Annotated in this window: 27 protein-coding genes, 1 pseudogene and 1 riboswitch; of the genes and pseudogenes, 13 read left to right on the top strand and 15 right to left on the bottom strand. The window is 73.4% G+C overall.

Going from position 1 to position 26,823, the window contains the following annotated elements:
• Positions 1–7 precede the first annotated feature (7 nt).
• Positions 8–808 (top strand): isoprenyl transferase, encoded by an 801-nt coding sequence (locus OG559_RS18595; protein WP_405116778.1) that lies wholly within the window; start codon positions 8–10, stop codon positions 806–808.
• 69 nt (positions 809–877) lie between these two features.
• Complete coding sequence (locus tag OG559_RS18600) at positions 878–1,063, top strand: hypothetical protein (RefSeq protein ID WP_405105411.1); 186 nt, start codon at positions 878–880, stop codon at positions 1,061–1,063.
• A 64-nt stretch (positions 1,064–1,127) separates the two neighbouring features.
• On the opposite strand, the gene gndA is transcribed toward OG559_RS18600, so the two are convergent.
• Positions 1,128–2,570 (bottom strand): NADP-dependent phosphogluconate dehydrogenase, encoded by a 1,443-nt coding sequence (gndA, locus tag OG559_RS18605; protein WP_405105413.1) that lies wholly within the window; start codon positions 2,568–2,570, stop codon positions 1,128–1,130.
• A 512-nt stretch (positions 2,571–3,082) separates the two neighbouring features.
• On the opposite strand from gndA, the gene OG559_RS18610 reads away from it, so the two are divergent.
• On the top strand, positions 3,083–3,328 hold the full coding sequence (locus tag OG559_RS18610) for a hypothetical protein (protein WP_405105415.1): 246 nt from the start codon (positions 3,083–3,085) through the stop codon (positions 3,326–3,328).
• A 217-nt stretch (positions 3,329–3,545) separates the two neighbouring features.
• Here the strand turns inward: OG559_RS18610 and OG559_RS18615 are convergent, their stop codons facing one another.
• From OG559_RS18615 to OG559_RS18625, 3 genes are all read right to left on the bottom strand, one after another.
• Positions 3,546–4,346, bottom strand: a complete 801-nt coding sequence (locus tag OG559_RS18615; protein WP_405105417.1) for an energy-coupling factor transporter transmembrane component T family protein — start codon at positions 4,344–4,346, stop codon at positions 3,546–3,548.
• Positions 4,343–5,782, bottom strand: coding sequence for an ABC transporter ATP-binding protein (locus OG559_RS18620; protein ID WP_405105419.1), 1,440 nt, complete (start codon positions 5,780–5,782; stop codon positions 4,343–4,345). Before OG559_RS18620 ends, OG559_RS18615 begins: the two co-directional genes overlap by 4 nt.
• A gap of 103 nt (positions 5,783–5,885) precedes the next feature.
• Entirely contained in the window at positions 5,886–6,479 is a 594-nt protein-coding gene (locus OG559_RS18625) for an ECF transporter S component (RefSeq protein ID WP_405105421.1), read from the bottom strand.
• 71 nt (positions 6,480–6,550) lie between these two features.
• Positions 6,551–6,656: riboswitch (TPP riboswitch) on the bottom strand.
• A gap of 226 nt (positions 6,657–6,882) precedes the next feature.
• Here OG559_RS18625 and OG559_RS18630 point away from each other — a divergent pair.
• From OG559_RS18630 to OG559_RS18650, 5 genes and pseudogenes are all read left to right on the top strand, one after another.
• Positions 6,883–7,713 (top strand): alpha/beta fold hydrolase, encoded by an 831-nt coding sequence (locus tag OG559_RS18630; RefSeq protein ID WP_405105423.1) that lies wholly within the window; start codon positions 6,883–6,885, stop codon positions 7,711–7,713.
• Positions 7,710–8,618 (top strand): aminoglycoside N(3)-acetyltransferase, encoded by a 909-nt coding sequence (locus OG559_RS18635; protein ID WP_405105425.1) that lies wholly within the window; start codon positions 7,710–7,712, stop codon positions 8,616–8,618. The genes OG559_RS18630 and OG559_RS18635 overlap by 4 nt, the downstream gene beginning before the upstream one ends.
• A gap of 29 nt (positions 8,619–8,647) precedes the next feature.
• Positions 8,648–8,915 (top strand): annotated as a pseudogene (locus OG559_RS18640) (sugar isomerase); the annotation flags it as partial.
• A gap of 115 nt (positions 8,916–9,030) precedes the next feature.
• Positions 9,031–9,528: a DUF6328 family protein gene (locus tag OG559_RS18645; RefSeq protein ID WP_405105427.1), complete on the top strand. Its 498-nt coding sequence runs from the start codon at positions 9,031–9,033 to the stop codon at positions 9,526–9,528.
• 131 nt (positions 9,529–9,659) lie between these two features.
• Entirely contained in the window at positions 9,660–11,783 is a 2,124-nt protein-coding gene (locus OG559_RS18650) for an acyl-CoA dehydrogenase family protein (RefSeq protein ID WP_405105429.1), read from the top strand.
• Positions 11,784–11,861: 78 nt separating this feature from the next.
• Here OG559_RS18650 and OG559_RS18655 read toward each other — a convergent pair whose 3' ends face one another.
• The 8 genes from OG559_RS18655 to OG559_RS18690 all read right to left on the bottom strand — a co-directional run bounded on the left by OG559_RS18655 (position 11,862) and on the right by OG559_RS18690 (position 16,458).
• Positions 11,862–12,029, bottom strand: a complete 168-nt coding sequence (locus tag OG559_RS18655) for a hypothetical protein (protein WP_387024991.1) — start codon at positions 12,027–12,029, stop codon at positions 11,862–11,864.
• Between the two features lie 9 nt (positions 12,030–12,038).
• The gene (locus OG559_RS18660; protein WP_405105431.1) at positions 12,039–12,644 is read right to left on the bottom strand and encodes a hypothetical protein; all 606 of its coding nucleotides are present in this window, start codon (positions 12,642–12,644) and stop codon (positions 12,039–12,041) included.
• Positions 12,645–12,758: 114 nt separating this feature from the next.
• A complete protein-coding gene (locus OG559_RS18665) occupies positions 12,759–13,154 on the bottom strand; it encodes a Fur family transcriptional regulator (RefSeq protein ID WP_405105433.1) in 396 nt (131 codons plus the stop codon).
• A complete protein-coding gene (locus OG559_RS18670; protein WP_405105435.1) occupies positions 13,151–13,450 on the bottom strand; it encodes an ArsR/SmtB family transcription factor in 300 nt (99 codons plus the stop codon). Before OG559_RS18670 ends, OG559_RS18665 begins: the two co-directional genes overlap by 4 nt.
• Before the next feature lie 43 nt (positions 13,451–13,493).
• Positions 13,494–14,360 carry a metal ABC transporter permease gene (locus tag OG559_RS18675; protein ID WP_396671410.1) on the bottom strand — a complete coding sequence of 289 codons (867 nt, stop codon included), beginning with the start codon at positions 14,358–14,360 and terminating at the stop codon, positions 13,494–13,496.
• 2 nt (positions 14,361–14,362) lie between these two features.
• On the bottom strand, positions 14,363–15,124 hold the full coding sequence (locus tag OG559_RS18680; RefSeq protein WP_405105437.1) for a metal ABC transporter ATP-binding protein: 762 nt from the start codon (positions 15,122–15,124) through the stop codon (positions 14,363–14,365).
• Complete coding sequence (locus tag OG559_RS18685; protein WP_405105439.1) at positions 15,121–16,074, bottom strand: metal ABC transporter substrate-binding protein; 954 nt, start codon at positions 16,072–16,074, stop codon at positions 15,121–15,123. Before OG559_RS18685 ends, OG559_RS18680 begins: the two co-directional genes overlap by 4 nt.
• 126 nt (positions 16,075–16,200) lie before the next feature.
• Entirely contained in the window at positions 16,201–16,458 is a 258-nt protein-coding gene (locus OG559_RS18690) for a hypothetical protein (protein WP_405105441.1), read from the bottom strand.
• 26 nt (positions 16,459–16,484) lie between these two features.
• On the opposite strand from OG559_RS18690, the gene OG559_RS18695 reads away from it, so the two are divergent.
• The 4 genes from OG559_RS18695 to dusB all read left to right on the top strand — a co-directional run bounded on the left by OG559_RS18695 (position 16,485) and on the right by dusB (position 20,186).
• On the top strand, positions 16,485–16,826 hold the full coding sequence (locus OG559_RS18695) for an antibiotic biosynthesis monooxygenase family protein (protein WP_405105443.1): 342 nt from the start codon (positions 16,485–16,487) through the stop codon (positions 16,824–16,826).
• Positions 16,827–16,934: 108 nt separating this feature from the next.
• Complete coding sequence (locus OG559_RS18700; RefSeq protein WP_405116780.1) at positions 16,935–17,408, top strand: hypothetical protein; 474 nt, start codon at positions 16,935–16,937, stop codon at positions 17,406–17,408.
• A gap of 161 nt (positions 17,409–17,569) precedes the next feature.
• Entirely contained in the window at positions 17,570–18,949 is a 1,380-nt protein-coding gene (locus tag OG559_RS18705) for a glycine--tRNA ligase (RefSeq protein ID WP_396671405.1), read from the top strand.
• 64 nt (positions 18,950–19,013) lie between these two features.
• Entirely contained in the window at positions 19,014–20,186 is a 1,173-nt protein-coding gene (dusB, locus tag OG559_RS18710) for a tRNA dihydrouridine synthase DusB (protein ID WP_405105445.1), read from the top strand.
• An 88-nt stretch (positions 20,187–20,274) separates the two neighbouring features.
• Here the strand turns inward: dusB and OG559_RS18715 are convergent, their stop codons facing one another.
• The gene (locus OG559_RS18715) at positions 20,275–20,940 is read right to left on the bottom strand and encodes a C39 family peptidase (RefSeq protein WP_405105447.1); all 666 of its coding nucleotides are present in this window, start codon (positions 20,938–20,940) and stop codon (positions 20,275–20,277) included.
• A gap of 320 nt (positions 20,941–21,260) precedes the next feature.
• Complete coding sequence (locus tag OG559_RS18720) at positions 21,261–23,003, bottom strand: beta-N-acetylhexosaminidase (RefSeq protein WP_405116782.1); 1,743 nt, start codon at positions 23,001–23,003, stop codon at positions 21,261–21,263.
• Positions 23,004–23,372: 369 nt separating this feature from the next.
• Here OG559_RS18720 and ppdK point away from each other — a divergent pair, with 369 nt between their 5' ends.
• Complete coding sequence (gene ppdK / locus OG559_RS18725) at positions 23,373–26,108, top strand: pyruvate, phosphate dikinase (protein ID WP_405105449.1); 2,736 nt, start codon at positions 23,373–23,375, stop codon at positions 26,106–26,108.
• A 127-nt stretch (positions 26,109–26,235) separates the two neighbouring features.
• On the opposite strand, the gene OG559_RS18730 is transcribed toward ppdK, so the two are convergent.
• The gene (locus tag OG559_RS18730) at positions 26,236–26,742 is read right to left on the bottom strand and encodes a roadblock/LC7 domain-containing protein (RefSeq protein ID WP_396671400.1); all 507 of its coding nucleotides are present in this window, start codon (positions 26,740–26,742) and stop codon (positions 26,236–26,238) included.
• Between the last annotated feature and the right edge of the window lie 81 nt (positions 26,743–26,823).

The raw sequence follows: 26,823 nt of genomic DNA on the forward strand, positions 1-26,823 counted from the left end.
CCGATCGATGAGGGCCGGCCGGCGCGAGCCGGTGCCGCCGACTCCGCACCCGTCGGGCGCCCGGCCCCCGGCGCTGCCCCCCGCAGCGGTGCCCCGGCACGTCGCCGTGGTGATGGACGGCAACGGCCGGTGGGCCAAGGAGCGCGGGCTGCCCCGCACCAAGGGCCACGAGGCGGGCGAGTTCAGCCTCTTCGACACCATCGAGGGCGCGATCGAGCTGGGCGTGCCCTACCTCTCGGCGTACGCGTTCTCCACGGAGAACTGGCGGCGCTCGCCCGACGAGGTCCGGTTCCTGATGGGCTTCAACCGGGACGTCATCCGCCGCCGCCGCGACCAGCTCGTCGACCTCGGCGTCCGGGTCGTCTGGTCCGGCCGGGCCGGGCGGCTGTGGAAGAGCGTCATCTCCGAGTTGCAGACCGCCGAGGAGATGTCCCGGGGGAACTCGACGCTGACCCTCCAGTTCTGCGTCAACTACGGCGGGCAGGCGGAGATCGCCGACGCCGCCGCCGCGATCGCCCGCGACGTGGCGGCCGGCCGGCTCGACCCGGGCAAGGTCAACGAGAAGCTGATCGCGAAGTACCTCTACCACCCGGAGATCCCCGAGGTGGACCTCTTCCTCCGCCCGTCCGGCGAGGAACGGATCTCCAACTTCCTGCTCTGGCAGACCGCGTACGCGGAGCTGGTGTTCCTCGACACCCTCTGGCCGGACTTCGACCGTCGCCACCTCTGGTACGCCTGCGAGCTGTACGCCCAGCGGGACCGGCGCTTCGGCGGGGCGCTGCCCAACCCGGTCGCCCCGTCGACCTGAGCCCAGGCTTACCGGCGGGCCCGGCTGGGTATCACCTTCTCAGCAGCCACGACGCGGAGGTGAACCCACATGATTCAGAAGCGGATAGGCCAGTGGGCGGTCATGGCGGTCGCCGTGCCGCTGGCCGCGGCCGGAGCTCGCCGGCTCAGCCACACCCTGGAGGCCCGGCGCGGCCCGACCGGCGTGACCCGGGTGCTCAGCAAGGGCGCCGACCTGCTGCGCCCGCAGAAGGCGAAGCGCCGCCGGTTCTGGTGAGCCGTCCGTCAGCGCCGCCCCCGCACCGGGGGCGGCGCTGACGCGTTTCAGCGCGACGCGCGCGTCATGCCCGCATCTCGGAGCGGTCGCCGGCCCACAGCGTGTGGAACGACCCCTCCCGGTCCACCCGCTGGTAGGTGTGCGCGCCGAAGTTGTCCCGCAGCCCCTGGATCAGCGCGGCGGGCAGCCGCTGGGCGCGCAGCCCGTCGAAGTACGCCAGCGACGAGGAGAACGCCGGAGTCGGCACGCCGGCCCGGGCCGCGTCGACCACCACCCGTCGCCAACTCGGCACGCCGGCGCTGACCGCCTCGGCGAACCACGGCGCCACCAGCAGCGACGGCAGCTCCGGCTGGGCGTCGTACGCCTCCTTGATCCGATCCAGGAAACGGGCCCGGATGATGCAGCCACCCCGCCAGATCGTCGCGGTGCCGCCCAGGTCGATGTCCCAGTCGTACTCCCGGCTGCCGGCGCGGATGTGGTCGAAGCCCTGCGCGTACGCGACGATCTTGCTGGCCAGCAGTGCGCGCCGCACGTCCTCGACGAAGGCGTCCCGGTCCTCGACCTGCCACTTCTCCCCGGCGTCGCCGAACGCCCGGCGGGCGGCCTCGCGCTGGTCGGCGTGCCCGGAAAGCGACCGGGCGAAGGTGGCCTCGGCGATGCCGGTGATCGGGATGCCCAGGTCCAGCGCGCTCTGCACCGTCCAGCGGCCGGTGCCCTTCTGCTCGGCCTGGTCCAGCACGACGTCGACGAACGCCCGCCCGGTCGCCGCGTCGGTGTGCCCCAGCACCTCGGCGGTGATCTCGATGAGGAACGACTCCAGCTCGCCGGTGTTCCACTCCCGGAAGATGTCCGCGATCTCCGCCGGGCTCGCCGACAGCCCGGCCCGCAGCAGGTCGTACGCCTCCGCGATGAGCTGCATGTCGGCGTACTCGATGCCGTTGTGCACCATCTTCACGAAGTGGCCGGCGCCGTCCGGGCCGATGTGCCGGCAGCACGGCGTGCCGTCGACCTGGGCGGCGATCTTCTCGAACATCGGGCCGAGCTTCGCGTACGACTCGGCGGAGCCGCCCGGCATGATGCTCGGCCCGCGCAGCGCACCCTCCTCGCCGCCCGACACGCCGGTGCCGGAGAAGTGCAGCCCGTGCCCGCGCAGCGCCTCCTCCCGTCGCCGGGTGTCGGCGAAGTGGGCGTTGCCGCAGTCGACGACGATGTCGCCCTCCTCCAGCAGCGGGACAAGCTCGTCGATCACCGCGTCGGTCGGGGCGCCGGCCTTGACCATCACGATCACCGCCCGGGGGCGCTCCAGCGATGCCACGAAGTCCGCGAGGGACTCCGACGGCACGAACGTGCCCTCGTCGCCGTGCTCGGCGACCAGGCTGCGGGTGCGCTCCGGGGACCGGTTGTGCACCGCCACCGTGAACCCGTTGCGGGCCAGGTTGCGGGCCAGGTTCCTGCCCATCACCGCCAGCCCGGTCACACCGATCTGCGCCCTCGCCTGCTGCGTCATTCGTTTCCGCCACCTCTCGCGTCGCCCGTGGTGCTGCGACCGTATCGCGGTGGGCGGGCGGCGGGGCCCGGTGGCGGACACGGTGTCACGATGTGGTGCGTCGGGGCGGCGGCCGCCCGCGACCGGTAATTCGGGTGCGGCGGGCGGGACGGCCGACTACTGTCACGTACATGCGTAACTGACGCCCCTCTTTCGGAAAGCCGACCCGCCGTTCTCGCCGCGGGTCCGGCGCTCCGGGCGTCCGCATTCCCACCGCCGCCGCTTTGCGCGGCACCTGTTGTGGCCGGACGCCCGGGCGCTCCCCGTTCCCGTTCGCCCCGCCGTCGCCCGACGGCAGCGCCGCGCCGCGCAGTCGGCGTCAGCCGCTCGCCGTGCGGTCGGCACCAGCAGTAAGGAGGCCGGGTATGCCAGCCAAGCCCAGTTCCCGTAAGCCCCGCAAGTCCCGCAAGCCGTCCCCAGGTTCGTCGTCGAGTTCGTCCGCGGGTTCGTCCCCGGGATCGTCTCCTCCGGAGGTGACCGCGCCGGATCTCGGCGTCGCGGCTGGCGTCTCCCCGCAGCCGGGGACGGCGTCTCCGCTCCTCTCGCCCACGGGGGACTCGCTCCGCGTGTCGCCGCAGGCGGAGCCCCTGGACGTGTCGCCCACGGTGGAGACGCCGCCCCCGCCGAGGACCGGCCCGCCGGCCGGCGGAGCCAAGTACCCTGCCGGCCGCACCCAGCGCGCCGGCCAGACCCGCCGGTACGCCTTCCGTCGCAGCTGATCCGCACACCTCGGGCTGGGCCCGGGCCGAGGTCGGCGCACGTCGGCTCACCTCGGCGCCGTCGGCTCAGCCGGGTCGACCTACCCTTCGTCGGCCCCTATGGAGCTGCCCCGTTTGTGCTGTCAGTGGAGCGGGAGCACAAACGGGGCAGCTCCGTAGGAGCCGAAGGGCAGGTCCCCGAAGGGGTGCGGGACGCCATCGTCCGCCCGCCGGGCGGTCAGCCGATCAGCGGGCGGAACGCGCCCAGCGCGACGCTGACCGCCAGCGCCGCCCCGGCCAGGGCCGCCGCCCCGGCGATCAGCAGGCCGTCGGCGGCCCGGAACCGCTGCCGCCGGGCGACGGTGCGTGGGGTGCCCGCGTCGAAACCGCGGGCGTCCATCGCCACCGCGAGCCGGGTGCCGCGCCGGATCGCCCCCACCAGCAGCGCGAACGCGGTCGAGACGAACAGCCGCATCCGGGCCAGGGGATTGCGCCCGGCGTCGACCCCGCGTGCCCGCCGCGCCATGCTGATCATCTGCCACTCCTGGCCCAGCAACGGCACCAGCCGGAACGCCGCCAGCGCACCGATCGCGAACCGGGCCGGCGCCTTCGCGTTCTGAATCAGCGCGTCGGCCAGGTCGGTCGGGTCCGTGGTGGCGAAGACGATCACGCCGGGCAGTGCCACGGCCAGCATGCGCAGCGCCAGCCCGAGCGCGGTGAGCAGCACCCCGGTGGTGACCAGCACCGGCCCAGCGTCGACCAGCACCCGGCCGGAGCGATCGGCGGCGAAGAGGACCAGGGTGGCCACGATGCCGACCGCGCCGAGCAGCAGCGGCGCGGCCCGCCGGGCGAGTACCCGGTACCGGATGCCGAACAGCGGCAGCACGGCCAGCTCGATGACGAGGGCGATCGCCGGGGCGACCGGGTCCAGGGTGGCGAGCAGGGTGAACGAGAAGACCAACGCCGCCGCGACCTTCGCCACCGGGTTGCGTCGGGCCAGCGGCGCGCCTGGCGTCGCCACCGGTTCGATGCTGATCACGTGGCCTCCACCACCCCGCCGGACGCGCGGGTCACGGTGATCCGCCGGTCGGCCAGGGCCGCGACGAAGTCCGGGTCGTGGGTGACGGTGACCACGCCGTGCCCGGCGTCGCGCAGCTCGGCGAAGAGGTCGACCAGTTCCAGCCAGGTCCGTCGGTCCTGGCCGAAGGTGGGTTCGTCGCAGACCAGCAGCCGGGGCGCGGTGGCGAGGGCGGTCGCCACGCTCAGCCGCCGTGCCTCCCCACCCGAGAGGGTGTACGGGTTCGCGCGGGCCAGCGCCGCCAGGCGCAGCCGATCCAGCAGTCCGTCCACGGTGGCCCGGACGGCGGTCTCGGGCCGACCGGTGCGGCGCGGCCCGAGGGCCAGCTCGTCGAAGACCGTTCCGGTGACGAACTGGTGCTCCGGGTCCTGGAAGACCGACCCGATCCGGCCGGCCAGGGCGGGGGCCCGCCAGCGGTACGGGGGAGTTCGGGCATCCCTGCCGGCCAGCTCCCCGGTCGCCGCCACCCGGCCGGTCCCCGGCCGGAGCAGGCCGCCCAGCAGCAGGGCCAGGGTGGACTTCCCGGCGCCGTTGGGGCCGAGGACGGCCAGCGCCTCGCCGGCGCGTACCGCGAGGTCGATCGGGGCGAGGCGGGGTGGCACGGCGACCCGGTCGGCGGTGATCAGCAGGTCACCCGGAGCCGCGGCGGCGTGCCGGGGCGGCACGGTCCGGCCGGGCACCCAGACTCCCTCGGCGGCGAGGGCGTCGCCGTGGGCGGCGAAGACCGCCTCCGGCGGCCCGTCGGCGCGTACCCCGCCGCCGGGTTCCAGCACCACCACCCGGTCGACCAGTGGCAACGCCTCGGCGACCCGGTGCTCGACCAGGATCAGCGTGGTGTCGCCGTCCATCGCGTCGGCCACCGCGCGGCGGACCAGCGCCGCCCCGGCCGGGTCGAGGTTCGCGGTCGGCTCGTCGAGCAGCAGCAGACCCGGCCGCAGGGCGAGCGTCCCGGCCAGGGCGAGTCGCTGCTGCTCCCCCCCGGAGAGGGCGGCGGTCGGCCGGTCCCGGTGGTACGGGAAGCCGACGCGGCGCAGCGCTTCGTCCACCCGGGGCCAGATCTCGTCGGCCGGTACGCCCCGGTTCTCCAGCCCGAAGGCCACGTCGTCGCCGCAGCGGGCCATGACGAGCTGGGTCTCCGGGTCCTGGAAGACGATGCCGACCCGTTCCCGGTTCGCGCGCGGGTCGACCCCGTCGACCTCGACGGTGCCCTCCTGCTCGCCCGAGTCCTCGGGCAGGAGCCCGGCCAGCGCGGCCAGCAGCGTGCTCTTGCCCGCCCCCGACGGCCCGAGCAACAGCACCCGCTCGCCACGCTCGACGCGCAGGTCCACCCCACGCACCGCCCAGGCCCGCCGCCCGGCGTGCCGCCAGCCGAACCCCCGCAACCCGACCCCGCCCACCCCGACCCCCTCAACCCCACCCCCACCCGAACAGCCTGGTTGATCAAGAGGTTTGCGTCCGGAGAACCGGGTTCGGCTGACGCAAACCTCTTGATCAACCCGATCAGACGGGGGCGCGGTAGTCGCGGGCGGCGGGGAAGCGGTCCAGGACGCCCGTGCCGGCCAGGGCGCGGGTGAGGGCCCAGCCGCCGGCGCCGGAGACGACCGTGGCGCTGACGATGGTGAGCAGGGCGTACGGGATGCGGTAGCTGGTCAGGTCGTACTCGGCGTTCCAGACGAGGAAGTCGAACAGGGCGGCGCTGAGGCCGGTGAGCGCCCCGGCGAGCAGCGCGGTCGGCAGCCGGAACGAGCGGTACCGGAACGCCGCGAAGGCCAGCTCTGCCCCGATGCCCTGGACCATGCCCTGCGGGATCACCGTGCCGGCCCACTGGCTGCCCAGCAGGGCGGACAGGACGGCGGCGACGGTCTCGCAGTACAGGGCCGCGCCCGGCTTGCGAATCACCAGGCCACCGACCACGGCCGGCATCAGCCAGACCCCGTAGAGCAGGGTCTGCGCGGGCGGGAAGAACGCGAACGCCCCCTCGGTGGCGCTCCAGACCAGGCCCCAGGCCCAGAAGATGACGCCGAAGGCGACCGCGATCACCGAGGCGACCACGATGTCGATCGTGCGCCAGCGGTTGCTGTCGATGTTGTTCATGTGATGGCTCCCAGTTCTGAGTGAACCAGGAGAAGACGCACGCCGCGCCCGGGCTACCGGACGGCGGCGCGGCTGGAGGTCGACCGAACTCCCTGCGCTGGCATTACCCAGATCAGGTTCGAGGGTCTGCGGGCGGTGCCCGCACTCTCAGCGCTGTGCGCTCCCCTGTCGGATATGAAGTTGTCTCGCCGACGCTAACACCTCGAAAGATCGCCGGGCAATGTGATCCAATCGCAGCTCACCCCCGATGCGGAAACCGTCATCTCGCCGTACTTCGTCGACCCGGCCCGTCGCGCGCGATACTGTCGCGCCGCCGAACTGCCGGACACCAGGGGGCGAGCCGTGACGGCACCGACCGACCGCTCCCCGCCGCCCGCCGGGCCCGCTGGGTAGGCTGCCGATCATGCAGGTGGAGGCGCGGGGGCTGACGTTCGAGACCCGCACCGGCGGGCCGGCCGACGGCGAACCGGTGCTGCTGCTGCACGGCTTCCCGCAGCACGGCGGCGAGTGGGATGAGGTGACGCCGGCGCTGCACGCCGCCGGGCTGCGCACGTACGCGCCGGACCAGCGGGGCTACTCGCCGCTCGCCCGGCCCGGGGCGGTCGAGGCGTACCGGCTCCCCGAGCTGGTCGCCGACGCGGCGGCCCTGCTCGACGCGCTGGGCGTCGACGCGGCGCACGTGGTGGGGCACGACTGGGGCGCGATCGTGGCCTGGGGGCTGGCCGCGAGCCACCCCGACCGGGTGCGCACCCTCACCGCCGTGTCCGTCCCGCACCCCGCCGCGATGGCGCACGCGCTGGCCACGGACACCGAGCAGAAGGCCCGCTCGTCGTACATCGCCCTGTTCCGCAAGCCGGGCAAGGCGGAGAAGGTGCTGCTGGCGTTGCGGGCCGCCGCCCTGCGCAAGCTGCTCGGCGGGGTCGGCGACGCCGCCCGGGTGGCCCGGTACGCCGAGCCGATGCGCGAGCCGGGCGCGCTGACCGCCGCGTTGAACTGGTACCGGGCGATGTCGCGGGCCGACCTCGCGGCGGTCGGGCCGGTGCCGGTGCCGACCGCGTTCGTGTGGAGCAGCAGGGACATCGCGATCGGCCGCACCGCCGCCGAGGCGTGCGCCGCCCACGTCACCGGGGACTACCGCCTCGTCGAGCTGCCCGGCGTCTCGCACTGGATTCCCGACGAGGCGCCCGGTCCGCTCGCCGAGGCGATCCTGGCCCGCACGGGCGTCGCGCGGTGACCCCCGCCCCGTCCTCGTCCGCCCCGCCGTCGTCCGCCCCGCCGTCGTCCGCCCCGCCGTCGTCCGTCCCGGGTCCGCCGGGCGCGGCGGGCGGCGGCGTCGCGGCGGCCCGGCCGCACACCCGCGCGTCGCTCGCCGCGCAGCTCCACGACCTGGGGGTACGCCCCGGCGGCATCGTGCTCGTGCACGCCGGACTGCGGGCACTCGGGTTCGTCTGCGGCGGCCCGCAGGCGGTGGCCCTCGCCCTGCTCGACGTGCTCGGCCCCGAGGGCACGCTGGTGGTGCCGACCCACACGCCGGAGAACAGCGACCCGGCCGGGTGGAGCAACCCGCCGGTGCCGGCGGACTGGTGGCCGGTGATCCGCGCGGAGACTCCCGGCTTCGACCCGGCGGTCACCCCGAGCCGGTTCATGGGGGCGCTGGCCGAGACCGTCCGGGGCTGGCCGGGGGCCCGGCGCAGCGACCACCCGCACGTCTCGTTCGCCGCGCTCGGGCCCGCCGCCGAGGAGATCGTGGCCGGGCACCCGCTGGCCGACATGCTCGGTTCCGATTCGCCGCTGGGCCGGCTGTACGACCTGGACGCCGACGTGCTGCTGCTCGGCGTCGACCACGGCTGCAACACGTCGCTGCACCTGGCGGAGTACCGGCAGGCCGCCCCGCCGAGGGAACGGGTGGGCGCGGCGGTTCGCACCCGCGACGGCGGCCAGGACTGGGCATGGTGGGAGGACGTGGCGGTCGACTCGGCCGACTTCCCCCGGCTCGGGGCGGACCTGGAGTCGACCGGCGCGGTCCGGATCGGCCCGGTCGGCGACGGGACGGGCAGGTCGATGCGCCAGCGGGCGGCGGTCGACTTCGCGGTGGACTGGCTGGCCCGCAACCGGCGGACGGAGGACGGAGGACGGTGAGCGGCGAGGACTACCTCGCGGTGGTGACGCTGGCCGAGTTCGCCGACGTGGTGCTGGACAACGGCGCTCCGTACGGTGCCGCGACCCTGCCGCTGCCGGGCGGCGGCGCGGTCGGCGCGGTCTCCTCCATCACCGCCGCCCTGCTGGCGCAGCAGCTCACGGTCGAGGTGGTGTCCCGGCTGCTCGCGGCGGGGGAGCGACCCCCGGTCCACCTGTCGGCCAACATCGCCCGGCGGCGACGAGCACAACAACGAGCTGGAGGCCCCGTACGCCGGCCGTATCCGCCGGGGGTCCTGACCGCGCCGGGCGGGGTGCGGTCGTGAGTCGGTTTCGCCGTTCGCCCGACGGGGCAAAGCCGATGCTGCCGGCGGGGTGGATCCCGCCGGCAGTACCGTCACCCCGGAGGTAGCGCGTGTCGAAGGAAACCGAGAAGCAGCGCTGGCAGCGCAACTTCGCCGACCTGCTCCAGGAATTGCGGGTCGCGCAGACCGGCGTGCAGATCCTGTTCGCGTTCCTGCTGACCCTGCCGTTCAGCAACGGCTTCACGCACACCAGCGAGTTCCAGAGGGACGTCTACATCGTCGCGTTGCTGTCGGCGGCCGGTGCTACCGCCATGATCATCTCCCCGGTCGCCTTCCACCGGGCGCTGTTCCGGCAGGGGCGCAAGCCGGAGCTGGTCCGGTTCGCCCACCGGATGGCCAGCGGCGGGCTCGCCTTCATGCTCATCGCGATGGTCAGCGCGGTCCTGCTGATCACCGACTTCGTGCTGGACCGGGGCATCGCCTTCGTGCTCACCGGGATCACGGCGGTCTGGTTCCTGGCCTTCTGGGTGGTCCTGCCGTTCGCCCGCCGCAACTGGGGCGACGACGACGACGACGATGACGATCCGCAGGTGCTCACCGGCGGCTGATCCCGCCGACCAGCGCGGACGCTGGGGAAAATCCGAGGTGCACGCAACGCTACCCCTGGGTAACAGCCGGGGGTAGCGTTGCTTTTGTCGAGCACGTTGACGCATCCGGACCGAGGTTCGAGGGGGCCGCCGTGACCACGACGCAGAACAACCGACCCACGCCCGACCCGGCGGGAGGAGACCCGGCGGGCGGCCCCACCGGCCGGGTCGCGCCGATCGACGATCCGGCCCCGGCCGTCCCGGGCCCCGCCGACGCCGTCACCGCCGAGGCTGTCACCGCCGAGGCCACTGCCGACGCCGCCGCCGTCGACGCCGCCGGGGGCGCGGGGGCGCTGCCGACGGAGGCCGGTCAGGTGTCGGAGAAGGAGGCCCGGCAGGTCGCCGAGGCGGCCCGCGAGTCCGCGTGGGACCGGCCGAGCTTCGGCAAGGAGTTGTTCCTCGGCCGGCTCCGGATCGACCTGATCCACCCCTGGCCGCGTACCGACCCGGCCGAGGACGCCCGGGCCGAGGAGTTCCTCGGCCGGCTGCGGGCATACCTGGAGTCCGAGGTGGACGGGGCGGCGATCGAGCGCGACGCCCGCATCCCCGACGAGGTGTTCCACGGGCTGGCCCGGCTCGGCGCGTTCGGCATGAAGATCGACCGGTCCCACGGCGGGCTCGGGCTGAGCAACCTGCACTACTGCCGGGCCCTGATGCTGGCGGGGTCGGTCAGCCCGGCGATCGGCGCGCTGCTGTCGGCCCACCAGTCGATCGGCGTCCCGCAGCCGCTGAAGATGTTCGGCACCGACGAGCAGAAGCAGCGCTTCCTGCCCCGGCTCGCCGCCGGCGAGGTGTCGGCGTTCCTGCTCACCGAGCCGGACGTCGGCTCCGACCCGGCACGGCTGGCCACCACGGCCGAGCCGACCGCCGACGGCGCAGGGTACCGGCTCAACGGGGTGAAGCTGTGGGCCACCAACGGCACCGTGGCCACCCTGCTGGTGGTGATGGCCCGGGTGCCGGCCGGCGAGGGGCGGCGCGGCGGGATCACCGCGTTCGTCGTCGACGGCGACGCCGAGGGCATCACGGTGGAGCGGCGCAACGAGTTCACCGGCCTGCGCGGCCTGGAGAACAGCCTCACCCGGTTCCACGACGTGTTCGTGCCGAACGAGAACGTCATCGGCGGCGAGGGCAAGGGGCTGAAGATCGCCCTGACCACGCTGAACACGGGGCGGCTGTCGCTGCCGGCGATGTGCGTCGGCGCGGGAAAGTGGTCGCTGAACGTGGCCCGGGACTGGGCCGCCGACCGGGTCCAGTGGGGCCGGCCGGTGGGCGCGCATGAGGCCGTCGCGCAGAAGCTCGCGTTCGTCGCCGCCACCACGTACGGCATGGAGACCATGCTGGACCTGTGCTGCCTGCTCGCCGACGACGACCGCAACGACATCCGGATCGAGGCGGCCCTGGTCAAGCTCTACGCCAGCGAGATGGCCTGGAAGATCGGCGACGAGCTGCTCCAGATCCGGGGCGGGCGCGGCTACGAGACGGCCGACTCCCTGGCCGCCCGGGGCGAGCGCCCGGCCGCGGTCGAGCAGATGCTGCGCGACCTGCGGATCAACCGGATCTTCGAGGGCTCCACCGAGATCATGCACCTGCTCATCGCCCGCGAGGCGGTCGACGCCCACCTCTCGGTCGCCGGGGACATCATCGACCCCGACGCGGGGCTCGGCCGCAAGGCGAAGGCCGGCGCGCGGGCCGGGGCCTTCTACGCGAAGTGGCTCCCCACCCTCGCCGTCGGCCGGGGCCAGGCGCCGAGGGCGTACGCCGAGTTCGGCCCGCTCGCCGGCCACCTGCGCCAGGTCGAGCGGCACAGCCGCAAGCTGGCCCGGTCGACGTTCTACGCGATGTCCCGCTGGCAGGGCAAGATGGAGCGCAAGCAGGCGTTTCTCGGCCGGGTGGTGGACATCGGCGCGGAGCTGTTCGCGATGTCCGCGGTCTGCGTCCGGGCGTACGCGGAGAAGGACACCCGCCCGGAGAACGTCGAGCTGGCCGACCTGTTCTGCCGCCAGGCCCGGCTGCGGGTCGACGCCCTGTTCACCGGCCTGTGGGCGAACACCGACTCCGTCGACGTGGCGGCGGCGAAGCGGATCCTCGACGGTCGGTACGCGGCCCTGGAGGACGGGGTGATCACCCCGCCGGCCGACCTGCCCTGGGTGGCCAACTGGACCCCCGGCCCGTCCACCGCCCAGGACGTCCGCCGCCGCATCCCCCGCCCCGAGTGACGAGAGAGGGTCCCCCGCCGACGCCCGTGGCACGGCAGGGGGCCCGTCCGGAGCGGCGCGCCCCGGGCCGGCGCCGGCTCACCGGGCGATGGCCCAGGCCAGCACGGCGGCCAGGATCAGCCCGTTGAGCGCCGCCAGCACCAGGTACGCCGCCGGCGGTATCTTGCGGCCCCGGCGGACGAAGCTGACCAGCACGACGGCATAGGCCAGCAGCAGCACGGCGACGACGATCAGGAAGTAGAGCACCGGACCACCCTAGCGGCCAGCCCGGAGCCCGAGTCCGCGCAGCTCCAGCGCGGCGAGCGCCTCGACCGTGGCGTCGTCGCCGCGTCGCCACGCATCGGCAACGTCCGGGGCGATCCGGGTCAGCTTGCCGATCGGCTGACCGGCCAGCGCCCGCAGGGCCAGCAGGTCCCGCCCGGCCGGGACGGCGGCCAGCGCCTTGGCCGAGGCGGCCCGTCGCATCCAACGCAGCCGCAGCGGCAGCCAGCCGAACAGCACCAGGCCGAGCGGGAACACCAGCACCGCGACGCTGAGCGCCAGGGCGAGCTGGCCGACCAGTTCCTGCTGGTCCCGGCCCGCCTCGGCCATCGCCCGGGCGGCGTCGGCGGCCTTCGCGAACGGGGCGGTCAGCTCGTCGCCGACCAGCGGCACCCGGCGGATCTTGCCGCCGGCGTCGGCCAGGTTGTCGGCGAGGCCGCCGCCGGCCCCCTCCAGCTTCTGTCCGGGTACGGCGAGCTTCTGCACCAGGTCGTGCACCCAGAGCGCGAAGCGGATCGCGGCGTACACCCAGACGGCGACGAGCAGGTCGGTCAGGAACTGGCGGACGGCGGTCGGGAAGCGATCGGCGTAGATCTTCACGCCGGACAGCGTGTCACGGCCCGACCCGCCCGGCACGGGTCGGTTTTCCCGGCCGGCGCGGTACGGCGGCGGTGGGGCCGAGGGGTCGGAGGGCTGAAGGGCTGCCGGGCGGGGTCAGGCGGCGCAGGCCGGGCAGGTGCCGAAGATCTCCAGGGTGTGGCTGACGTCGGCGTACCCGTGCTGCGCCGCCACCCGCTCCGCCCAGGCCTCCACGGTCGGCCCGGCCACCTCGACGGTGCGCCCGCAGGCCCGACAGACCAGGTGGTGGTGGTGGCCCTCGCTGCACCGCCGGTAGAGGTGCTCGCCGCCGGGCGGGCGCATCACGTCGATCTCGCCCGCGTCGGCGAGCCCCTGGAGGGTGCGGTAGACGGTGGTCAGCCCCACCCGCTCGCCGCGCTCGCGGAGCATGGCATGCAGGTCCTGCGCGCTGTGGAACCCCTCGACCTCGGCGAGCAGCGCGCTCACCGCCGAGCGCTGCCGGGTGTTCCGGACGGGGTTCCCCTCGGTCACGATGCCTCCCCTGCGTGGCTGACCGCGTCGGCCACGATGTGCGCGACGTGCTCGTCGACCAGCGCGTACGCGATTTCCCGCCCGCGCCGGGAGCCGCGGACCACGCCGGCCCCCCGCAGCACCCGCAGGTGCTGCGAGACCAGCGGCTGCGTCGCCCCGAGCTTCTCCACCAGTTCGTGCACGCACCGTTCACCTTGCGCCAGTTCGCTCACGATCGCCAGCCGGATCGGGGCCGCGAGGGCGCGCAGCAGCTCACCGGCATCCTCGTACGCCTCGTATCCTGATCCGTCGGTCATCTTGTAACGATAACCAGTCCCAGCGGGCCGGCGGGGCGCAGGATCAACGCAGCACCACTTCGGGCGGCTCGACGACCGCCGTCCCGGCCGTCGTCCGGCGTCGGCGCACCGCCCGCCAGCCGGCGCCGGCGACCGCGACGACGAGGAACGAGGCGATCGCCAGCAGCACCACGGACGCGCCGGGGGCGGTGTCGGCGTTGGCGGCCACCCAGACCCCGGAGCCGGCGGCGAACAGCCCGAGCGTCATCGCCGCGGCCATCGTGCTGCGGAAGCCCCGGGTGACCTGCTGGGCGGTGGCCACCGGTACCACCATCAGAGCGCTGATCAGCAGCACCCCGACGGCCCGCATGGCGATCGTCACGGTGACCGCGGTGCCGACCGCGAGCAGCATGTTCAGCGCCCGCACGGGCAGCCCGGCGACCCGGGCGTACTCCTCGTCGTGGCAGACCGCGAACAGCGCCGGGCGCAGCGCCAGCATGGTCACCAGGAGCGCCGCGCCGAGCACCACGATGGTGGTCAGGTCCTGCGGCGAGATGGTGGTCAGCGACCCGAACAGGTACGCGTTGAGCTTCGCGCTGGTGGCGTCGGAGAGCCCGACCAGCGTCACCCCGCCCGCGATCCCGCCGTAGAACAGCAGCGCCAGCGCGAGGTCGCCCGAGGTGCGCCCGCGCGCCCGGACCAGTTCGATGGTGATCGCGCCGAGCGTCGCCACGACCACGGCCACCAGCACCGGGGAGCGGTTGAGCAGCAGCCCGGCGCCGACGCCGGTGAGCGCCACGTGGCCGACCCCGTCGCCGATCAGGGCCAGCCGGCGCTGCACCAGGTAGATGCCGAGCGCCGGGGCGGCCAGGCCGATGACCAGCGCGCCGATCAGGGCGCGCTGCATGTACGGGTACTGGAAAAGCTCCATGCTCAACTGCTCCACAGCCCAGCGGGCTCGTCGGGTCCGTGCGGGTGCACGTGGTCGTGGTCGGGGTCGGCGTGGTGGCCGGCCGGCTCGGGGACCGCGCCGTCGTGGGCGATCCCACCGTGGTGCACCACCACGGCCCGGGTGATCAGCGGTCGCAGCGGCCCCAGCTCGTGGGCCACCAGCAGCACCGTCCCGCCGCCGTCGACGAAGCCGTGCAGCGCCCCGGCGAACGCCTCCTGGCTGGCGGCGTCGACCCCGGCGGTCGGCTCGTCGAGGACCAGCAACTCCGGCTCGCCGGCCAGGGCCCGGGCGATCAGGGTGCGCTGCTGCTGGCCGCCGGAGAGGGTGGCCACCGGGTCGCCGGCCCGGTCGGCCAGGCCGACAGCGGCCAGCGCGGCGTCGACCGCCGCCCGGTCGGCCCGGCCCGGCGGGCGCAGCACGCCCCGGCGGGCGAGCCGGCCCGAGGCCACCACCTCGCGGACGGTGGCCGGAACGCCGCCGCCGGCGCCGAGGCGCTGCGGGACGTACCCGATCCGCTGCCACTGCCGGAACCGGCGCAGCGGGGCGCCGAAGAGCGAGACCGACCCGGCGTGCAGCGGGACCAGCCCGAGCACCGCGCGGATCAGGGTGGACTTGCCGGAGCCGTTGGCGCCGAGCACGGCGACCACCTCGCCGGCGGTGACGGTCAGCGAGACGTCGCGCAGCACCGGGCGGCCGTCGTAGCCGACCGTCCCCCGGGTGACGGTGATGACAGGCGCGTTCACGAGCAGCTCAACGCCGTCCGCAGGGTCGCCAGGTTGGTGCGCATCACCGAAAGGTAGTCCCCGCCGTGATCGGCGGACAGGCCTTCCAGCGGGTCGAGCACCGCGGTCTTCGCCCCCACCTCGCGGGCGATGGTCTCGGCGACCTTCGGGCTGACCAGGGTCTCGAAGAAGATCGTGGTGGCCTGGTGCTCCCGGGCCTCCCGGGCGACCTCGGCGAGGCGCTGCGGGGAGGGCTCGTTCTCCGGGGCCAGCCCGGTGATGCCGACCTGGTCGAGCCGGTAGCGCTCGGTCAGGTAACCGAACGCGGTGTGGCTCACCACGAGCTCGCGGCGTTGGCAGGTCCGCAGCCCGGCGGCGAACTCGGCGTCCAGCGTCTCCAGCTCGGCGCGCAACGCGCCCGCCCGGGCGGTGTAGTCGGCGGCGCGGTCCGGGTCGACCCGACCGAGCCGCTCGGCGAGCCGGTCACCGACGGTGGCCAGCCGGGTCGGGTCGAGCCACAGGTGCGGGTCCTGGCCGCCGCCCTCCTTCCCGCCCCCGTGTCCGGCCTCTTCACCGTCGTGGTCGTGCCCGCCGGCGTTCCCGGCCAGCAGCGGCTGCACGCCGGTGACGTCGAAGGCCCGGTCGCCGCCGTTCTGCTCGACCGCCTCGTCCACCGCGGGCTGGAAGCCCTTGAGGTAGATGATCAGCTCGGCCTGGTTCACCTCGCCGACCTGGCGGGGGGTGAGCTCCAGGTCGTGCGGCTCGGCGCCGGGCTTGGTCAGGTTCGTCACCCGGACCGCGTCGCCCCCGACCCGCTCGGCGACGAACTGGAGCGGGTAGAAGGCGGCGGCCACGTCGACCCGCTGCGGGTCTGCGCCAGCGCCGTCCTCCGCACAGGCGGTGAGGGTGCCGAGGGCTATCAGGGCGGTCGCTGCGGCCAGGGCACGTGCGGTGGAGCGGCGGAGCTTCATGCCCCAACTCTCCGTGACAACGAAATTGATTGTCAAAAACGCATGCTTGCATGCGAGCGGGGTGTCTGATAATGCCCCGTTCAGACGGGCCGGTTCACCGCACTGCGGTGGATGCCCCTATGGCTGTCAGAGCAGCTTCGTCAGCGCCGCGGTGACCAGCAGGGTGAGCATCACCAGCCGGATCACCCGGGTGGCCGGCGCCTGCACCGCCCACGTGGTCAGCAGCAGCGCGACCAGGGCGGCGGCGAGGGCCAGCAGCAGCACCCCGCCGGCCACGCCCGGGGTGAACAGCGCCACCAGCACCAGCGCCAGCGTGACCAGGAAGATCGTCGTCGGGTTCGCCCGGGCCAACCGGCCCAGCAAGGTGCGCTGCGTACGCTGCATCCCACAGACTCTACGAGGAGGACCCGGTGCTGGTCACCAACCGGTTCGTGGTCGACGAGGACGTCGCCCCCACCTTCACCGAACGCGCGCACGCCGCCCTGGCCGCGCTCGCCGCCCGCCCCGGCTACCTGCGCGGGGAACTGCTCCGGGCGTTGGACGACCCGCGCCACTGGTGTCTCGTCACCGAGTGGGAGTCCGTCGGGGCCTACCGGCGGGCACTGGGCGGGTTCGACGTCAAGGTGCACGCCACGCCGCTGCTGGCCGAGTCGCTCGACGAGCCGTCCGCGTACGAGGCGCTGGCCGCCGCGGCCCCCGGCGGGGCGGTCGAGGTGAACCCCAGTGATCGGGCCGCTGCCCCGTACCGCTGAGCCGTCGGGCACTACCCTGCACCTATGACCGCACCCGGACCGGCCGGTCCACCCTCGTACCCCATGGCGCCCAGGCCGGACGAGCCGCCGACGCACCTGGAGCCCGGGGTGCCCGCGCCCCCGGCCGGCCCCGGGGTGGCCCCGCCGTTCGTGGCGCCCCCGACCGAGGGGCGCAGCGCCCGGCTCTGGCTCGGCCTCGGGGCCGGGGCGCTGGCCGTGCTGCTCTGCTGCGGCGGGGGCGGGGCGGCCATGGTCGGCCTGGTGATCAGCAACGTGCAGGCGGTGCGGGAGCAGGGCCGCGCGGTGACCGATGACTACTACCAGGGGCTGGTCGAGCGGAAGTACGGCAGGTCGTACGACACGCTCTGCGACGACGCGCAGCGCCGCGAGTCCCGGGCGGAGTTCGAGCGTCGGGTCGCCGCCGAACCGCAGATCGACTCGTACCGGGTGGGCGAGGTGGACCCCGCCACCCTCACCGCCCCGGTCTCTGTCACCTTCAGCGGCGGCAACCGGGGCCACCAGGAGGTCACCCTCGCCGCCGACGGGCAGACCGGGGCCATGGAGGTGTGCGGGGTGAGCTGACCACCCGTCCCCGGCCGCCATCCGGAGGCTCGCGGGGGTGGTCGGCCCAGCCCCCGGTATTCTGCTGGGCCCGGGGCCCGTACGGTCGTACTGTTGTCCCCGAACTGACCGATCCATCCACATCTCGCCCCCGCCGACCGCCAGCCGGCGTAGGAGGAAACATGCCAGCCGACCGTATCGACGCCGTCGTCAGCCTCGCCAAGCGCCGGGGCTTCGTCTTTCCCTCCAGTGAGATCTACGGGGGCACCCGGTCGGCGTGGGACTACGGTCCACTCGGCGTGGAACTGAAGGAGAACGTCCGCCGGCAGTGGTGGAAGACCATGGTCCAGCAGCGCGACGACGTCGTCGGCCTGGACTCCGCGGTCATCCTCTCCCGCAAGGTCTGGGAGGCCAGCGGCCACATCGCCGAGTTCGTCGACCCGCTGACGGAGTGCCAGTCCTGCCACAAGCGGTTCCGGGCCGACCACCTGGAGGAGGCGTACGCCGAGAAGCACGGCAAGCCGCTGGCCTCGCTGTCGGAGCTGAACTGCCCGAACTGCGGCAACAAGGGCACCTTCACCGAGCCGAAGATGTTCAACGGCCTGATGAAGACCTACCTCGGCCCGGTGGAGAGCGACGAGGGCATGCACTACCTGCGCCCGGAGACCGCCCAGGGCATCTTCGTCAACTACAAGAACGTGGAGACGGTCGCCCGCAAGAAGCCGCCGTTCGGCATCGCGCAGACCGGCAAGTCGTTCCGCAACGAGATCACCCCGGGCAACTTCATCTTCCGCACCCGCGAGTTCGAGCAGATGGAGATGGAGTTCTTCGTCGAGCCGGGCTCCGACGAGCAGTGGCACGAGTACTGGCTCTCCGAGCGTTGGAACTGGTACCTCGACCTCGGGCTGTCCGAGGAGAACCTGCGCTTCTACGAGCACCCCAAGGAGAAGCTCTCCCACTACTCGAAGCGCACCGTCGATATCGAGTACCGGTTCCGGTTCGGCGGCAGCGAGTTCGCCGAGTTGGAGGGCATCGCCAACCGCACCGACTTCGACCTTTCCACGCACAGCAAGCACTCCGGCGTCGACCTGTCGTACTTCGACCAGGGCAAGAGCGAGCGCTGGATGCCGTACGTGATCGAGCCGGCCGCCGGCCTCACCCGCGCGGTGCTGGCGTTCCTGCTGGAGGCGTACGACGAGGACGAGGCCCCGAACACCAAGGGCGGCGTGGACAAGCGCACCGTCATGCGCTTCGACCCCCGGCTGGCCCCGGTCAAGGTGGCGGTCCTGCCGTTGTCCCGCAACGAGGCGCTCTCCCCGAAGGCCAAGGGCCTCGCCGCCGACCTGCGCAAGCGCTGGGTGGTCGAGTTCGACGACTCGCAGGCCATCGGCCGCCGGTACCGCCGCCAGGACGAGATCGGCACCCCGTTCTGCGTGACGGTCGACTTCGACACCCTCGACGACGACGCGGTGACCGTGCGGAACCGGGACACCATGGCCCAGGAGCGGATCTCCCTGGACCAGGTCGAGCGTTACCTGATCGAGCGCCTCCCCGGCTGCTGAGCACCGTCCACGGGGCCTCGGCCGGCGCGGAAACGTGCCGGTCGGGGCCCCGTACACTTGTCCGGTGACCGCCCCGATCCTGCCCGCGCAGCGTCCGTTGACCCTCGGGCGGCACCAGGTGTGGCCGCCGGTGGTGCTCGCGCCGATGGCCGGTATCACCAACGTCGGGTTCCGCCGGCTCTGCCGGGAGCAGGGCGGCGGCATCTACGTCTGCGAGATGATCACCACGATCGCGCTGGTCCAGCGGAACCCGAAGACCCTGCGCATGATCGCCTTCGGCGACGACGAGCGGCCGCGCAGCCTCCAGCTCTACGGCACCGACCCGGAGATCACCGCCGCCGCCGTGCGGATCGTGGTGGAGCGCAACCTCGCCGACCACATCGACCTGAACTTCGGCTGCCCGGTCCCCAAGGTCACCCGCAGGGGCGGCGGGTCGGCCCTGCCCTGGCGGCGTCGGCTCTTCGCCCGGCTGGTGAAGGCCGCGGTGGACGCCGCGTCGCCCGCCGGGGTGCCGGTCACCGTGAAGATGCGCAAGGGCATCGACGACGACCACCTGACGTACGTCGAGGCCGGGCTCGCCGCCCAGGACGCCGGAGTCGTGGCGGTCGCCCTGCACGGGCGTACGGCCGCCCAGCGCTACTCGGGCACCGCCGACTGGGACGCGATCGCCACCCTCAAGCAGGCCCTCGACGTGCCGGTGCTCGGTAACGGCGACATCTGGGAGGCCGACGACGCGCTGCGGATGGTCGCCCACACCGGGGTCGACGGGGTGGTGATCGGGCGTGGCTGTCTGGGCCGGCCGTGGCTCTTCGCCGATCTGGAGGCCGCGTTCGACGGGCGGCCGGAGCGGCGGCTGCCCACCCTCGGAGAGGTGGCGGTGACCATGCGCCGGCACGCCGAGCTGCTGGTCGACCAGTTCGTGGCGGGGGCGCGGAACCCGGCCAGGGGCGAGCGGGACGGCTGCACCGACTTCCGCAAGCACGTCGCCTGGTACCTCAAGGGCTTCCCGGTCGGCAGCGAGCTGCGCCGCTCCCTCGCCATGATCGACAGCCTGGCCCAGCTCGACGACCTGCTCGGCAAGCTCGACCCGGCGGAGCCGTTCCCGGTGGCGACGCTCGGCCAGCCGCGCGGCCGGACGAACTCCCCGGGCAAGGTGTACCTCCCCGAGGGTTGGCTGGCCAGCCGGGACGACGACACCGTGCCCGAGGGCGCGGAGCTGGCCGACTCCGGCGGCTGACGCCCGACGACCTGCCCCGCTCCACGTACGCCGAAAGGGCCGGCTCCCCGGGTGGGGGCCGGCCCTTGTCGTTGTTTGTGGGTGTGGGTCAGGAGGTGGCGTAGCCGCGGGTGGCGATCCAGTCGGCCAGGTTGTCGACGGTGATGTCGTAGCTGGCCTGGGCGGGGTTGGCCGAGTCGGCGATCTTCACCGTCCGGCCGTCGTCGCGGTAGCCCACGACGCTGATGTAATGGCCGCCCTCGAAGGAATGGACCGTGCCGTCGGTGTCGGTTGCCGTGCCGGCGATGTTGGCCACCACAGCCCGGCCGTCGTCCACCGTACGGACGATGTCGGCGCGCAGCTTGTCGGTCTGCCCGTCGTCGGCCTTACCGCTCTTGATCTCGACGCTGCGGTACGCGTCGCCCTTACCGGTCTCCTTGTTCAGGATGGGGGTGATGTCGTTGATCGAGTCGGTGCCGTCCTCGGTGGTGCCCATCTCCTTCGCCATCGCGTCCACGCTGATGGCCTTGCCCTGCACCGACAGGGCGTTACGGGCGGCGGCCGGACCACAGAAGTAGAAGTTCGGCTGCGCCTCATACCGGACGTCGAGCTGCCGTTCCCCGGCCGGCTTGCGGTCGGTGTGCACCGACACGGCGGGGGCCTTCTCGGCGGTGGGGGCCGCGTGGGCGGCGACGGCGGGAGCGGCGATACCACCAGCGGTGGCGGCGAAAACACCAGCGGCCAGAGCGGTCCTACGGATCAGATCGGTACGCATGAGCGTGCTCCTCTGGTTCGGGGGACACGCGGCAACACCCGCAAGGAAGCGACGTGCACCGCGAAAGGGGGGATCAGATCAGGGGGACAACCCGGCGATCCGGGGGGACCTGCTCGCGTTGTCCGGGGGGTGTAACCATCCCGGCCGGGTCGGCATTCCGCCGGGGGCCCAGGGTTCCGAGGGCTGCCCCGGGCCGGTCCCGCCCGGGTGAACCATGTACAACGCCCCCGACCCCCCACCGATTCCGCCGCCACGGTGACCCCGACCACCGGACACCCCACCCCAAACCACCCATCACCCCGTTGGCTTGGTCAAGAGGTTCACGTCAACGGCGCGGCGAATCCCGACGCGTCCGGCTGGGCTGTGGTGGCCTTGGCTGCGACGTTTGGGCGAGTTTGGGTGGGAAAACGGGGTGCGCCGTGGGGCTCCGCCGGCCAGGGGATCTCCGGGGCGCGGTGGAAGGTGATGCCCGCGATGCTCCAGCGCGGGCCGTGGCCGGCGAGGCGGTCGCGGAAGGCGGACCAGTCGTGGGTACGCCGGGGCGACCAGGCCAGCTCCGCCACGGCGGGGAGCCGGGGCAGCAGCATGAACTCGATCTCGGCCAGCGAGGTGACGAACTCGGTCCAGAGCGGGGCCTCCACGCCGAACACCGCCTCGGCCGGCACGCCGTCCAGGTGTGTCCCCGGGTCCCAGTCGTACGCACGGGCCACGTCGATCAGCCCGGCCCAGTCGTGCCCGATCGGGGTGTCCGGGGCGTACCTCATGTCGAGGTAGGCGTGGTTGGCGGGGGAGAGGATCAGCCGGGCGCCGCGCCGGACGGCCTCGGCGGCCACCGGGTCGTTGCCCTGCGTGCCCCACCACTGGAGGATCCGCCCCTCGGCGTGCCCGGCCGGGGCGATCTGGTGCCAGCCGACCACGGTCTTCCCGGTGTCGGCGACGATGCCCTGCAACCGCTCCACGAAGCGGGCGTACACGTCGGGCGGGACCTTGAACGCCTCGTCCCCGCCGATGTGCAGATACGGCCCGGGGGTGTGGGCGGCGACCTCGCCGAGCACGTCGGCGACGAAGGCGTACGTGCGCTCGTCGACCGGGTCGAGGTAGCTGAAGCCGACCGCGGTGCCGGTGTACGGCGGCGGCGCGACCCTCTCGGGCGCAAGCTCCGGGTACGCGGTCAGCGCCGCGTTGGTGTGGCCGGGAAGGTCGATCTCCGGGACGACCGTGACGTGGCGGCGGGCGGCGTACCGGACGACGCGCCGGTAGTCGGCCGCGGTGTAGCAGCCGCCGGGGCCGCCGCCGACCTCAGTCGCCCCGCCGACGGTGGCCAGCCGGGGCCGGGTATCGACGGCGATCCGCCAGCCCTGGTCGTCGGTCAGGTGCAGGTGCAGGTGGTTGAGCTTGTACCGGGCCAGGTGGTCGATGACCCGCAGCACGTCGGCGACGGCGAAGAAGTGCCGGGCGACGTCGAGCATCGCGCCCCGGTACGGGAACCTGGGCCGGTCGACGATCGTTCCGCCGGGCAGCGTCCAGCGTTCGGTCACCGGGGTGGGACTCTCGATTGCGGCCGGCAGGAGCTGGCGCAGGGTCTGTACGCCGTGGAGCAGGCCGGCCGGGGTGGCAGCGGTGAGCCGTACCCCGTCGGATCGGACGTCGAGTCGGTACCCCTCCGCGCCGAGGGCTTCGGCCCCGGCAGGTCCGGCGGTGTCGGGCCTGGCGGTGTCGGGCGTGTCGGTCGGTCCCGTGGCGTGGGGCCCGGCGCCGGACAGCGTGAGGGTCAGGCCGCCGGGCGGGTCCGCGACGGTGTCGGTGACCGGGACCGGGTAGCCGGTGGCCGGGCGGAGCAGGGCGGCGAGCTGCTCCGCGACGTCCCGGGCGGCCGGGTCCGGGTCGACCCGGACGACCGCGTCGGCCGGGAGCGTGAAGTCGGCGGCCGGGTCGGGCTCGACCCGTTCCGGCGCGGGCACCACGTCGCCCAGCCGGACCGGGGCCGGCGGCGCGAGCCGGTCGCCGGCCGCCTGGGCGGCGGCCCGGGCCAGTTCGCCGGCGGCCGGCCGGTGACCGGCCAGGTCGGTCGGGGCAAGCGGGTCGGGGCCGGTCTCGGGGGCGCGGGGCGGGACGGGCGGCACGGCGTCGACTCCCGGGTGTATTTGTGAGTGATATGGCAAAGGTGAGGTTCGGCAGAACCAGCGTCAAGAGTACGAGAGGAGCGGGAAAATGCGTGATGGTGCGCGTGGAAGCGGTCCCAAAAGCCGGTACGGACACGCATAGTCGGGATGGCTGTGCCGATTGTCACCGAACGGGCCCAGGTCAGGCGATGTTCGCTTAACCTTCGCCCACCGATCGGCGACGACATCGGATTGCCGGTGGCCGGCCCCGGGGTATGGAGGATCTGAACCTTCGTTAAGTGTCAGTCCCGGCGCACGTGGGAGGCTCTGGTGGCAGCGCAAGAGATGGTCGATCGCAAGTACGTCTACGACTTCTCCGAGGGCAACAAGGAGCTCAAGGAGCTTCTCGGTGGCAAGGGGGCCAACCTCGCCGAGATGACGAACCTCGGCCTGCCCGTGCCCCCCGGCTTCACGATCAGCACCGAGGCATGCAAGGCGTACCTCGCGACCGGCCGGGAGCCGGACGGGCTGGCCGGCCAGATCGAGGCGCACCTGGAGTCGCTGGAGCGCGGGATGGGCCGGCGGCTCGGCGACCCCGACGACCCGCTGCTGGTCTCCGTCCGCTCCGGCGCGAAGTTCTCCATGCCGGGCATGATGGAGACCGTCCTCAACGTCGGCCTCAACGACCGCAGCGTCGTCGGGCTCAGCGCCCAGGCGGGCGGCGGTGCGGGCCAGACCACCTCCGGCGGCGCGAACCGGTTCGCCTGGGACTCCTACCGCCGGCTGATCCAGATGTTCGGCAAGACCGTGTGCGAGGTGCCGGGCGAGGAGTTCGAGCAGGCCCTCGACGACGTCAAGCGCGCCCGGGGCACGCAGAACGACCTCGATCTGGACGCGGACGACCTGCGCGGGCTCGTCGACGCGTACAAGAAGATCTTCGCCAAGCACACCGGGCGGGAGTTCCCGCAGGAGCCGCGCGAGCAGCTCGACCTGGCCATCCGCGCGGTCTTCGCCTCGTGGAACGCCGAGCGCGCGGTGCTCTACCGTCGCCAGGAGCGCATCCCGGCCGACCTGGGCACCGCGGTCAACGTGGTGGCCATGGTCTTCGGCAACCTCGGCCCGGACTCGGGCACCGGCGTCGCGTTCACCCGCGACCCGGCCAGCGGCGCGCAGGGCATCTACGGCGACTACCTGGCCAACGCCCAGGGCGAGGACGTGGTCGCCGGAATTCGCAACACCGTGCCGTTGCAGGAGCTTGAGCGGCTGGACAAGAAGTCCTACGACGAACTGCTCGGCATCATGGCCCGGCTGGAGGAGCACTACCGGGACCTGTGCGACATCGAGTTCACCATCGAGCGCGGCAAGCTGTGGATGCTCCAGACCCGGGTCGGCAAGCGCACCGCCGCGGCGGCGTTCGTCATCGCCGGGCAGCTCGTCGACGAAGGGCTGATCGACCTGGACGAGGCGCTGCACCGGGTCAACGGCGCGCAGCTCGCCCAGCTCATGTTTCCCCGGTTCCAGCTGGACCACGAGTTCGAGCCGGTGGCCAAGGGCATCGGCGCGTCGCCGGGCGCGGCGTCCGGCAAGGTGGTCTTCACCTCTGCCCGGGCGGTCGAGCTGGCCGGCGCGGGGGAGGCGGTGATCCTGGTCCGCCGGGAGACCAACCCCGACGACCTGAACGGCATGATCGCCTCCCAGGGCATCCTCACCTCGCGGGGCGGCAAGACCAGCCACGCCGCCGTGGTGGCCCGGGGGATGGGCAAGACCTGCGTCTCCGGCGCCGACGAGATCGACGTCAACGTGCCGGCGAAGATATTCACCGTCGGCGGGCGCGCCGTCGCCGAGGGTGATGTCGTTTCCATCGACGGCACCACCGGCAAGGTGTACCTCGGCGAGGTGCCGGTCATGCCGTCCGAGGTGGTGCAGTACTTCGAGGGCAGCCTCGACCCGGAACACATCGACAACGCGCTGGTCCGGGCCGTACACCGGATCATGACGCACGCCGACGGGCGGCGGCGGCTGGCGGTGCGGACGAACGCCGACACCGCCGCGGACGCCGCCCGGGCCCGGCGCTTCGGCGCGCAGGGCATCGGGCTGTGCCGCACCGAGCACATGTTCCTCGGCGACCGGCGGGAGTTGGTCGAGCGGCTGATCCTGGCCCGCACCGACACCGAGCGGCAGGACGCGCTGGCCGCGCTGCTGCCGTTGCAGCGCGACGACTTCGTGGAGATCTTCCGCGAGATGGACGGGCTGCCGGTCACCGTGCGGCTGATCGACCCGCCGCTGCACGAGTTCCTGCCCCCGCTGGAGCAGCTCGCCGTGGACGTCGCCGTCGCCCAGGAACGCGGCGAGGACGTCGCCAAGGAGGAGGCGCTGCTCGCCGCCGTCCGGCGGATGCACGAGGAGAACCCCATGCTGGGGCTGCGTGGGGTCCGGCTCGGCCTGGTCATCCCCGGCCTGTTCGCCATGCAGGTCCGGGCGATCACGGAGGCCGCGGTCCGGGTCACCCGCGAGGGCCGGGCGGCCTGCCCGGAGATCATGGTCCCGCTGGTCGGCGCGGTCCAGGAGCTGGAGACGGTACGCGCCGAGGCCGAGAAGATCATCGCCGAGGTGGTCGGGGACAGCGGGGTCGAGGTGCTGATCGGCACGATGATCGAGGTGCCCCGGGCGGCGCTGACCGCCGGCCAGATCGCCGAGGCGGCGCAGTTCTTCTCCTTCGGCACCAACGACCTGACCCAGATGGGCTGGGGCTTCTCCCGCGACGACGTCGAGGGCGCATTCTTCTGGCGCTACCTGGAACTGGGCATCTTCGGCATCTCTCCGTTCGAGTCGATCGACCGCGACGGTGTGGGCCGGCTGGTGCGGATCGCCGCCGAGGAGGGCCGGGCCGCCCGGCCGGAGCTGAAGCTCGGGGTCTGCGGCGAGCACGGCGGCGACCCGGAGTCGGTCCACTTCTTCCACGAGGTGGGGTTGGACTACGTCTCCTGCTCGCCGTTCCGCGTCCCGGTGGCCCGGCTGGAGGCGGGCCGCGCCGTGGTGGAGAGTGACGGCTCCGACAGCCGTTGACGACCGGCGTTGACGACAGCCGTTGACGACCGGCGTCGACCGACCCGCGCCGCCGCCCCGCGGCGTCGGCCGATCGGCGCCGGTCCCGGTGGGTGAGCCGCACGCACCCCCACCGGGACCGACGGGCTCAGATCGGTGGACGCCGCCAGCCGGTGACACGGGACGCGTTGGGGGCCCGGCCGGGCAGCGTCGCCATCGGGGTCCGCATGGCCAGCGGCGCGTGCGGGTCCGGCACCGGGACCGGGCCCGGGACGACCGCCGTGCGCTGCCGGTCGAAGACGGAACCCGCCCGGTCGGCCACCTCCCGGGCCTCCGTGTGCAACGTCTCCAGGTCGGTGCCCGCCGTGGTGACCAGGGTGAGCAGGGCGTGCCGGCCGGCCGGGTAGGTCACCACGCAACCCCGGGCGGTGCGTACCACCGATTCCTGGAACTCGCCGTGCCGCACCGTGTCGGCGACCCGATTGCCGAGGCCGAAGCTGGCCGCGGCCAGGGCCGCCAGGTGGGTTGCGTCGGTCGTCGGCAGGTCGCTGGAGATGAGCAGGCCGTCAGTGCCGGCGAGCACCGTGCCGGCGACCTCCGGCCGGCGTCGGCGCAGCCCCCACAACTCCGTTCCCAGCACCGCGTCAGCGTCCACGAGCGTCACTTCCCGTCGTGCATTCAGATGTGCGGATCTTCGGTAACGTTCTGCTCCGGAAACGCTACCCGCCGCCACGGC

Origin of the sequence: Micromonospora sp. NBC_01405 (assembly GCF_045040155.1) — a bacterium.
In the GTDB taxonomy this organism is placed as follows: domain Bacteria; phylum Actinomycetota; class Actinomycetes; order Mycobacteriales; family Micromonosporaceae; genus Micromonospora.

Excerpts from the sequence above, each read along its gene's own strand:
- OG559_RS18595 (WP_405116778.1), top strand. The coding sequence starts at position 8 with ATGAGGGCCGGCCGGCGCGAGCCGGTGCCGCCGACTCCGCACCCGTCG.
- OG559_RS18600 (WP_405105411.1), top strand. The coding sequence starts at position 878 with ATGATTCAGAAGCGGATAGGCCAGTGGGCGGTCATGGCGGTCGCCGTG.
- gndA (WP_405105413.1), bottom strand. The coding sequence starts at position 2,570 with ATGACGCAGCAGGCGAGGGCGCAGATCGGTGTGACCGGGCTGGCGGTG.
- OG559_RS18625 (WP_405105421.1), bottom strand. The coding sequence starts at position 6,479 with ATGAACAACATCGACAGCAACCGCTGGCGCACGATCGACATCGTGGTC.
- OG559_RS18630 (WP_405105423.1), top strand. The coding sequence starts at position 6,883 with ATGCAGGTGGAGGCGCGGGGGCTGACGTTCGAGACCCGCACCGGCGGG.
- OG559_RS18670 (WP_405105435.1), bottom strand. The coding sequence starts at position 13,450 with ATGACCGACGGATCAGGATACGAGGCGTACGAGGATGCCGGTGAGCTG.
- OG559_RS18675 (WP_396671410.1), bottom strand. The coding sequence starts at position 14,360 with ATGGAGCTTTTCCAGTACCCGTACATGCAGCGCGCCCTGATCGGCGCG.
- OG559_RS18685 (WP_405105439.1), bottom strand. The coding sequence starts at position 16,074 with ATGAAGCTCCGCCGCTCCACCGCACGTGCCCTGGCCGCAGCGACCGCC.
- OG559_RS18690 (WP_405105441.1), bottom strand. The coding sequence starts at position 16,458 with ATGCAGCGTACGCAGCGCACCTTGCTGGGCCGGTTGGCCCGGGCGAAC.
- OG559_RS18705 (WP_396671405.1), top strand. The coding sequence starts at position 17,570 with ATGCCAGCCGACCGTATCGACGCCGTCGTCAGCCTCGCCAAGCGCCGG.
- OG559_RS18715 (WP_405105447.1), bottom strand. The coding sequence starts at position 20,940 with ATGCGTACCGATCTGATCCGTAGGACCGCTCTGGCCGCTGGTGTTTTC.